This window comes from Micropruina sp., assembly GCF_027492755.1.
In the GTDB taxonomy this organism is placed as follows: Bacteria; Actinomycetota; Actinomycetes; order Propionibacteriales; family Propionibacteriaceae; genus Micropruina.
Window position 1 is genome coordinate 1 of record NZ_JAPUED010000169.1, and the last position, 8,169, is coordinate 8,169.

Annotated in this window: 7 protein-coding genes and 1 pseudogene; 4 read left to right on the top strand and 4 right to left on the bottom strand. The window is 67.7% G+C overall.

What is annotated here, in order from left to right:
• The 4 genes from Q0066_RS11725 to Q0066_RS11740 all read left to right on the top strand — a co-directional run.
• Positions 1 to 1,367 (top strand): cytochrome c biogenesis protein ResB (locus tag Q0066_RS11725; protein WP_298133092.1); only part of this gene is annotated, 1,367 nt, incomplete at its 5' end.
• On the top strand, positions 1,367 to 2,332 hold the full coding sequence (gene ccsB / locus Q0066_RS11730) for a c-type cytochrome biogenesis protein CcsB (RefSeq protein WP_298133094.1): 966 nt from the start codon (positions 1,367 to 1,369) through the stop codon (positions 2,330 to 2,332). The genes Q0066_RS11725 and ccsB, both read left to right, overlap by 1 nt.
• 49 nt (positions 2,333 to 2,381) lie before the next feature.
• A complete protein-coding gene (locus tag Q0066_RS11735; RefSeq protein ID WP_298133096.1) occupies positions 2,382 to 3,767 on the top strand; it encodes a mycothione reductase in 1,386 nt (461 codons plus the stop codon).
• 2 nt (positions 3,768 to 3,769) lie between these two features.
• Positions 3,770 to 4,933, top strand: coding sequence for a glycoside hydrolase family 3 N-terminal domain-containing protein (locus tag Q0066_RS11740; protein ID WP_298133097.1), 1,164 nt, complete (start codon positions 3,770 to 3,772; stop codon positions 4,931 to 4,933).
• A 15-nt stretch (positions 4,934 to 4,948) separates the two neighbouring features.
• Here the strand turns inward: Q0066_RS11740 and Q0066_RS11745 are convergent, their stop codons facing one another.
• The 4 genes and pseudogenes from Q0066_RS11745 to Q0066_RS11760 all read right to left on the bottom strand — a co-directional run.
• Complete coding sequence (locus Q0066_RS11745) at positions 4,949 to 5,821, bottom strand: DUF2510 domain-containing protein (protein WP_298133099.1); 873 nt, start codon at positions 5,819 to 5,821, stop codon at positions 4,949 to 4,951.
• 182 nt (positions 5,822 to 6,003) lie between these two features.
• Complete coding sequence (pstB, locus tag Q0066_RS11750; protein WP_298133101.1) at positions 6,004 to 6,783, bottom strand: phosphate ABC transporter ATP-binding protein PstB; 780 nt, start codon at positions 6,781 to 6,783, stop codon at positions 6,004 to 6,006.
• 19 nt (positions 6,784 to 6,802) lie between these two features.
• On the bottom strand, positions 6,803 to 7,864 hold the full coding sequence (gene pstA, locus Q0066_RS11755) for a phosphate ABC transporter permease PstA (protein ID WP_298133103.1): 1,062 nt from the start codon (positions 7,862 to 7,864) through the stop codon (positions 6,803 to 6,805).
• Positions 7,864 to 8,169, bottom strand: a pseudogene (locus Q0066_RS11760) (phosphate ABC transporter permease subunit PstC); the annotation flags it as partial. The gene pstA and the pseudogene Q0066_RS11760, both read right to left, overlap by 1 nt.

Below are 8,169 nucleotides of genomic sequence, written 5' to 3' on the forward strand. Positions count from 1 at the left end.
GCTTCTACAACGCCATCGGCATGTTCGACGTGTACGCGTCGCCCTGGTTCGCCGCCATCTATCTGCTGCTGTTCGTTTCGCTGGTCGGCTGCATCATTCCCCGGATCGGCGTCTATCTACGGGGTTTTCGCGGTCAGCCGCCGGTCACCCCGCGCAACCTCGGCCGGCTGCCGGCCCATCTGTCGCTGACCGCCGACCGCCCGGACGCCGTCCTCGACGAGGCCGAGAGGGTGCTGGCGAAGCGGCGTTTCCGCATCCGGCGCCTGGACGACTCGGTCAGCGCCGAGCGTGGCTACCTGCGCGAGCTGGGCAACCTGGTCTTCCACCTCTCCCTGGTCTTCCTGCTGTGCGGCCTGGCCTGGGGCTCACTGTTCGGCTACAAGGGCAGCGTCGCGGTGGTCGAGGGCGGCTCGTTCAGCAACACCCTCACCCAGTTCGACGACTTCACTGCCGGCGGCGCCTTCCGCGCCCAGCAGCTGGTGCCGTTCACCGTCCGGCTGGACTCGTTCGAGGCCAAATTCGAAACCGGGCCGGTGCAGCGCGGTGCTGCCCGGGTGTTCCGCGCCGAGACCACCACCACGGTGGACGGCGTCGAGAATCACCAGACCCTCGAGGTGAACCATCCGCTGGTGCTGGGCGACAGCACCGTGCACCTGGTCGGCCACGGTTACGCCGTCGACGTCACGGTGAAGGATCCCCAGGGCAATGTGGCCTTCGCCGGGCCGGTGGTGTTGCTGCCCCAGGACGGCAACTTCCTCTCCGTCGGCGCGATCAAGGCGCCCTACGCGCGTCCGGAGCGGCTCGCCTTCGAGGCGTTGTTCCTGCCCACCGCGGTCGACACCGACGGTGTCGGCACCTCGGTGTTCCCGGACGCACTCAACCCGCGGCTGCTGCTCAACGCCTGGCACGGGCCACCCCAGCCGGCCACCGGCCGCCCCGAGAACGTCTATTCGCTGGACACCACCGGGCTCACCCAGTACACCAAGGCGGACGGCTCGAAGCTGCGGTTCACCCTGCGTCCCGGTGAGGTCTTCGACCTGCCCGGCGGCGGCTCCATCCAGTTCCACGACTGGAAACGCTGGGTGAGCCTGCAGGTGTCCAGCACCCCCGGGCTGTGGCTGGTGTTCAGCGCGGTGCTGGTCGCCGTCGCCGGGCTGTGCCTGTCGCTGTTCATCCGGCCCCGCCGGGTGTGGCTGCGGGTCCGGGGCGACGTCGTCGAATTGGCCGGCCTGGACCGCACCGAGGGCCGTGGCGGCCTGGACGACGAACTGCGGCTGATCGCCGACGAACTGCAGCTGCGCGCGGACCAGGGGCTTGCGCCCGCGGAGGCCGATGCCGCAGGCTCCACTCAGAAGGGAGAACCGTGATGGCCGTGTACTGGTCGAATCTGGCGATGGTGACCTCGGTGGTGGTCTACCTGTTGGCGCTGGCCGCCTTCGCCGCCGAGTGGGCCGCTGCCCGCCGCCTGGAGCCGTTGGCCGCGCCCGCCGGCATCCTGGTCGCCGCCGGTGCCGGTGGTCCCGGTGCGTTGGAGGAGGTCGCGGACGACCCGGCGGCGACATCGCCGGCCGACGAGCGCGCCCGGCTGCGCACCGACATGTTCGGCCGGATGGGGCTGGGGCTGATGGTGATCGCCTGGGCCTGCCATCTGGCCGGGGTGGTGTTCCGTGGCGTCGCCGCCGACCGGTTCCCCTGGGGCAACATGTACGAGTTCGTGACGATGGCGCTGCTGCTGGTCGTCACCTTCTACCTGGTGATGGCCTTCCGTGGCATGCGCTGGCTGGGCCTGCCGGTGGCGCTGCTCACGGCTATCGGTCAGGGCCTGGCGGTGACCGTGTTCTACGTCGCGGTGGCGCCGCTGGTGCCGGCGCTGCATTCGGTGTGGTTCGTCGTCCACATCGTCGTCGCGGCCACCGCCGGTGCGGCGTTCAACGTGGGCGGGCTGCTGTCGATCCTGTACCTGCTGAAGAGCCGGGCCGAGCGTCGCGAGACCGTGCGCGGCTACTTGGCCAAGCTGCCTTCGTCGACCCGGATCGACGAGCTGGCCTACCGGTTCCACGCCTTCGCCTTCCCGTTGTGGACGTTCGCGATCGCCGCCGGTTCGGTCTGGGCCGAGTACGCCTGGGGACGGTTCTGGGGCTGGGACCCGAAGGAGACCTGGTCGCTGGTCACCTGGGTGGTCTACGCCGGCTACCTGCACGCCCGGGCCACCGCCGGCTGGCGCGGCAAGCGGGCGGCCGTCGTGGCGATCATCGGGGTGGCCTGCTTCTGGTTCAACTTCATCGGCATCAACCTGCTGGTCTCGGGTTTGCACTCGTACGCCGGCATCTGAGTCTCGACCGGGGGACCGCACTGTCGCTGCCGAGTGCAAGAATCGGCGCATGCGGCATTTCGACCTGTGCGTGATCGGTTCCGGTTCGGGCAACTCGATCATCGACGAGTCCTTCGACGATCTCTCGGTAGCCCTCGTCGACAAGGGGGAACGGTTCGGCGGCACCTGCCTGAACGTGGGCTGCATCCCGACCAAGATGTTCGTCCATCCCGCCGATCTGGCGTCGTCGGTCGAGCACGCGAAGCGGGTCGGCGTCGACCTCGGTGCGGCGAGCGCCGACTGGCCGGCGATCCGCGACCGGGTCTTCGGCCGGATCGACCCGATCAGCGAGGGCGGCGAAGAGTGGCGGCGCAGCAACCGCAACGTCACCCTGTACCGCGAGGCCGCGCACTTCGTCGGCCCCAAGCGGCTGCGGATCGGTGACGAGACGATCACCGCCGACCGGTTCGTGCTGGCCGGGGGTTCCCGTCCGTACGTCCCCGACTATCCGGGACTCGACGATCCTCAGGTCGCCGCCCGGGTGCACACCTCCGACGACATCATGCGGCTGGATGAGTTGCCGGCTTCGCTGGTGATCATCGGTGGCGGTTTCGTGGCGGCCGAGTTCGCCCACGTCTTCTCCGCCTTCGGTACCAAGGTGACCGTGCTGCAACGCTCCGAGGTGATGCTGCGCAAAGAGGACGCCGACATCGCCGCCGCTTTTACCGAGCAGCTGGCGAGCCGGGTGCATCTGCGGCTGAAGCAACAGATCGTCGGGTTCGAGATGACCGACCGCGACACGGTGATCGTCGAGAGCGTCGACGCCAAGGGCATCCACTACGACTTCGAGTGCGAGCGCGTTCTGGTGGCGCTCGGACGGATTCCCAACGGTGACCTGCTCAACCTGGCCGCGACCGGCGTCGAGACCCATCCCGACGGCCGGGTGAAGGTCGACGAGTACCAGCAGACCACGGTGAAGGGCATCTTCGCCCTCGGCGACATGTCGTCGGCCGCGCAACTCAAGCATGTCGCCAACCATGAGGCCCGAGTGGTGCAGCACAACCTGTTGCACCCGCGCCGGATGATCGCCGCCGACCACCGGTTCATTCCGCATGCTGTGTTCAGCGACCCGCAGGTGGCGTCGGTGGGGCTCACCGAGGCCGAGGCGAAGGAACGCGGCAAACCGTACGTGACGGCCCGGCAGAACTACGGTGACGTCGCCTACGGCTGGGCGATGGAGGACACCGATCACTTCGTGAAGCTGATCGCCGACCCCAAGACCAAGCGGCTGCTCGGCGCGCACCTGCTGGGGCCTGAGGCGACGACGCTGATCCAGCCACTGATCCAGGCGATGAGCTTCGATCTCGACGTGCCGAGCATGGCGCGCGGCCAGTACTGGATTCACCCGGCACTCACCGAGGTCGTCGAGAACGCGCTGCTGGGGCTGAAGCTATGACCATGAGGGGCCGAGCGCTGGTGACCACCGCCTTGGCGGCGTTGTTGACCGCCTGCGCAGGTGCGCCCGCGGCGACCACGGCCCCGGCCGACCCCACTTCCAGATCCGCGCCCAGCGAGACGGCGCAGCGTCCCACCGCAACTGAATGCGCAGCCCGGATCGTCGACAAGATGACCATGGCCGAGCGGGTCGGGCAGTTGGTGATGGTGGGAGTGACCAGCGGGTCGGCGTCCGAGACGGCGGTGCTGCGGAAGCTGCACATCGGGTCGGTGATCCTGATGGGCAATCACAGCGACGGCACCAGCGGCGTGCGCCGGCTGACCAAGAAGCTGCAGATCTCAGGCCTGCCCACACCGCTGCTGATCTCGGTCGATCAGGAGGGTGGGCTGGTGCAGCGGCTCAAAGGCGCGGGTTTCGACACCATCCCGTCGGCGAAGGTGCAGTCGAAGTGGAGCAACGCCAAGCTGACCTCGCGGGCCACCCGCTGGGGCCGTCAATTGGCCTCCGCCGGGGTGCACTGGACGCTGGCGCCGGTCACTGACACCGTGCCGACCTCGGTGGGCACCAAGAATGCGCCGATCGGTGCGCTGGGCCGTGGCTACGGGTCGAATCCGGACGTGGTGGGCAAGAAGGTGTCCGCCTTCGTGAAGGGGATGGACGCGGCCGGCATCGCCACCTCCACGAAACATTTCCCGGGCATCGGACGGGTGATCGGCAACACCGACTTCACCTCCGGAGTGAAGGACACCACAACGCGGCCCGACGATCCCTACCTGGAGCCGTTCGCCGCCGCCGTGAAGGCCGGCGCGTCGAGCGTGATGGTGTCCACCGTCACGTACACCAAGATCGACTCCCACCATGTGGCGGCGTTCTCGTCGACGGTGATCGGACTGATCCGTGGCCGGCTCGGCTTCGACGGAGTGGTGATCTCCGACGATCTAGGTGCCGCGAAGTCGATGGCGTCCGTGCCGGCGAAACAGCGCGGCGCCGACTTCATCAAGGCCGGTGGTGACGTGGCGATGACGGTGGCACCCTCGTTGGCCGACGAATTCGTGGCCGGCATCCGCAGCGCCGCCAAGGACTCCGCGGTGGCCGCCCAGGTGCGCGAAGCCGCCGTCCGGGTGGTGACGATGAAGATCGACCAGGGGCTGGTGCCCTGCCGCTGAACAGCGGCGGGCGGGTCAGCCGACCCGCAGACCGCTCATCGCCTTACGGGCGTCCGGCACCAACTGCGCGGCGGTGTCGGGGATCGAGGCGTAGAAGATGCTCGATGAGGCGTCCGAGGTGGCCACGATCAGGATGATCGCCAGCTCGCCCTTGGTCTTCAGCTTCGGGATGTCGAAGGTGAGGTGGGTCTCCACCAGCCAGGCTTCCTTGCCGCCGACCGTGGTGCCCTTGTTCACCTTGTCGTCGCGGACCACCTCGGCGTCGTCGTAGAAGACGCCCATGATGCACTTGACCACGATCTCGGAGCCCTGCTGTGGGCTGAAGAAGCCGTCGCCGGCGACCAGTTCGCCGACCAGCACCGAGGCGACCCAGCTGTTCTGATCCCCCTTGTAGTTGGGCTCGACCATGACGGTCTGGGTGAGCACGTCGCGCCCGAACGGCACCCGGGTCTCGGGAGCCGGCACGCTCCACGGGTCGCCGAGCTGCGGATAGGACAGTGCCCCGCCGTGCACCCGGCCGTCGTTCGGTGGCGGTGAGGGCGTGACGGTGGTGGTGACCTGCTTGGGGCAGACGTTCTGGGTCGGGTTGGTGCCCGTCGACGGCGTGACCCCGAGGATGCCGCCGAGGTTGCGAATCGCCAGGTAGCCGATCAGGCCGAGCACCACGACGATGGCGGCAATGCCCAGCCACCAGCCGATCGGCGAGCGGCGGCGCTGGTTCGGGTTCCACCCGGGCTGGCCGGTCGGACGCGGCGGGCCGCCCAGGCCACCCTGTGGGGGTGCCTGCATCGGGTTGTTGGTGATCGCCGCCGACCAGGACGAACCCGTCCAGTAGCGGTACATACCGGGTTGTCCACCCGGATCCGGATACCATCCAGCCTGACTCACGGGGCGAGTCTAGACGGGACGATCCAGTGCTCGGGCGCGACGCCGGCGCCGTCACATGGCCGTCGACGGATGTTCGCGGGAATGACGGGTCTCGATACGTCGAAATCCCGGGTCAGGCCCGGATGACGGGCCCGCCCCGGGAGGGGGAGGGGTCTCGACAAGCTCGACCAACGGGAGCGAACTCAGCCGAAGCGGCCGGTGATGTAGTCCTCGGTGGCCTTGTCGTCGGGGGTGGAGAAGATCTTCTCGGTCGGGCCCATCTCGATCAGCTTGCCGGGGGCGCCGGTGCCGGCGATGTTGAAGAACGCCGTCTCGTCGGAGACTCGGGCCGCCTGCTGCATGTTGTGGGTGACGATCACGATCGTGTAGGTCTCCTTGAGCTCCTGGATCAGGTCCTCGACGGCCAGGGTGGAGATCGGGTCGAGGGCCGAGCAGGGCTCGTCCATCAGCAGCACCTCGGGCTGCATCGCGATCGCCCGGGCGATGCAGAGCCGTTGCTGCTGGCCGCCGGACAGCCCCGAGCCGGGCTTCTCGAGCCGGTTCTTGACCTCTTCCCACAGGTTGGCGCCACGCAGCGAGCGCTCCAGCAGGTCGTCGGCCTCGCTCGCCCTCATCCGCTGCTTGTTCAGCTTGTAGCCGGCCAGCACGTTGTCCTTGATCGACATGGTGGGGAACGGGTTGGGCCGCTGAAACACCATGCCGACCTGGCGCCGCACGTTCACCGGGTCGACCCCGGGGCCGTACAGGTTGTTGCCGTCGAGCAGCACATCGCCCTCGACATAGGCGCCGGGGATCACCTCGTGCATCCGGTTCAGGGTGCGCAGGAAGGTGGACTTGCCGCAGCCGGACGGGCCGATGAACGCGGTCACCGAGCGCGGCTGGATGGTCATCGAGACGTCCTCGACGGCCAGGAATTTGCCGTAGTAGCAGTTGAGGTCGTTGACCTCGATCCTCTTGGACATGCGTCGATTATTCCTTCGGTCAGCGCCCGAGTTTCGGGGCGAAGCGTTTGGCGATGAAGCGGCCCAGCAGGTTGAGCACCATCACCAGGATGATCAGGGTGAGCGCGCCGGTCCAGGCCCGTTCGTTGTAGAAGATGCGTTCGATCCCGGGGTGGGCGTACTGGTCGTAGACGAAGACCGGCAGGGTCATCATCGGGTTGCCGAACGGATTGGTGTTGATCGAGTTGGTGAAGCCGGCGGCGATCATCAGCGGCGCGGTTTCCCCGATGATCCGGGCGATGGCCAGGATGACGCCCGAGACGATGCCCGAGATCGAGGTGGGCAGCACCACCGAGAGGATGGTGCGCCACTTCGGAACCCCCAGTGCGTAGGACGCCTCGCGCAGTTCGTTGGGCACGATCCGCAGTAGTTCCTCGGTGGAGCGGACCACGATCGGGATCATCAGCACCGACAGGGCCAGCGAGCCGGAGAAGCCGCTGATGGTGCCCGGGCCGAACACCAGCGCCATCAACGCATAGGCGAACAGGCCGGCGACGATCGAGGGAATGCCGGTCATCACGTCCACGAAGAAGGTGATGCCGCGGGCCAGCGCACCCCGGCCGTACTCGACCAGGTAGATGGCGGTCATCAGTCCGATCGGTACGGCGATCAAGGTGGCGATGCCGGTGACGATGAGCGTGCCGTAGATGGCGTGGACGGCGCCGCCACCCTCACCGATCACGTTGCGCATCGACCAGGTGAAGAACTGCCCATTGAAGCCCGGCAGGCCGTTGGAGAGGGTCTCCCACAGCAGGGACACCAGGGGTAGCAGCGCCAGCAGGAATGCGCCGGTCACGAGATTGGTGGCCAACCGATCAGTTGCGGCCCGGCGTCCCTCCACCGCGAAGGCGATCAGATACATCACGGGCAGGAAAATCACCGCGCCGAGGAAGATGGTGGTTCCGGGATCGAATCCGCCCAGGGCCGCCGCGTCCACGAGGGCACCGACGACCACGGCACCGCCCAGCGCGAGCCAGGTGGTGTACTTCGGCAAGTGGCCCGCGGTCAGCGGGTTCGTCTTGGTATTGGTCGCAGTGGTCATCAGTTGGCTCCCGAGAATTCCTTGTAGCGGGAGATGATCAGCCGGGCAATAGCGTTGACCACCAGGGTGATCACGAACAGCACCAGGCCGCCGGCGATCAGCTGGTTGATCTTCAGGTTGTACGCCTCGGGGAAGTTCTGGGCGATCACGGCGGCGATCGTGTTCGGGTTCTGCGAGGTGAGTACCTCGAAGGTGATCACGTGCGCACCCGAGAGCACCATCGCCACGGCCATCGTCTCGCCCAGTGCGCGGCCCAGGCCCAACATCACCGAGCTGATCACACCGGCGCGGCCGAACGGCAGCAC

What these genes read in the sequence shown, in the direction of transcription:
- pstB (WP_298133101.1), bottom strand. Translation starts at nt 6,783, where the DNA reads ATGTCCAAGAGGATCGAGGTCAACGACCTCAACTGCTACTACGGCAAA.
- pstA (WP_298133103.1), bottom strand. Translation starts at nt 7,864, where the DNA reads ATGACCACTGCGACCAATACCAAGACGAACCCGCTGACCGCGGGCCAC.
- Q0066_RS11735 (WP_298133096.1), top strand. Translation starts at nt 2,382, where the DNA reads ATGCGGCATTTCGACCTGTGCGTGATCGGTTCCGGTTCGGGCAACTCG.
- Q0066_RS11740 (WP_298133097.1), top strand. Translation starts at nt 3,770, where the DNA reads ATGAGGGGCCGAGCGCTGGTGACCACCGCCTTGGCGGCGTTGTTGACC.
- ccsB (WP_298133094.1), top strand. Translation starts at nt 1,367, where the DNA reads ATGGCCGTGTACTGGTCGAATCTGGCGATGGTGACCTCGGTGGTGGTC.